This is a genomic window from Bartonella sp. AA83SXKL (assembly GCF_042196965.1).
Classification (GTDB): Bacteria; Pseudomonadota; Alphaproteobacteria; order Rhizobiales; family Rhizobiaceae; genus Bartonella.
In genome coordinates this window covers 1-559 of record NZ_JBHIRG010000330.1, presented here as the reverse complement: position 1 = coordinate 559, position 559 = coordinate 1, and the positions used below count along the sequence as shown (strand labels likewise).

The window sequence follows — 559 nt, the reverse complement described above, 5'->3', positions numbered from 1 at the left end:
TGGAACAAAGTGTCTCTTTTTATCACAATAACACTTCATCTGATCTTCTTGTACGTGTCACCCACAACGCTACAGCAGTGCGTAATATCATTGATATAATTATTACAACTTTTGTGCGTGACTTGCTTTCTGTTAGTGGCCTGTTGCTTGTCATGTTCATTCAAAACTTTACGTTAATCACTCTTACTTTAATAGTAGGACCACTCGCCTTTTTAGGGGTTCGAATGGCTTTAAAACGTGTTCGCCGTCTAGTGGAAAAAGAACTTCTCTCACTTGGTGAAATTATCAAAATTGTGCAGGAAAGTACCATTGGTATTCGAGTTATTAAGGCTTTTTCATTAGAAGAACTAATGAGAAAACGTATGAACAAAGCCATTTGTAATGTTGAAAAACAAGCAAACAATATTGCGACACTTCAAGCCATTACCAACCCAATTATGGAAACACTCACTGGTGTCGCCATTGCAGGTATTATCTGTTTTTCTGGTTACCTCGCAACCCAACGTGCAGGCGTTCAAGGTGAATTCATGTCCTTCATTCTTGCTTTACTTCTCGCTTA

At 38.5% G+C, this 559-nt stretch carries 1 protein-coding gene; it reads left to right on the top strand.

The window, feature by feature from the left end; all coding sequences use genetic code 11:
* Positions 1-559: ABC transporter transmembrane domain-containing protein (locus tag ACFINO_RS11460; protein WP_375655968.1), on the top strand; the 559-nt coding region annotated here is incomplete at both ends.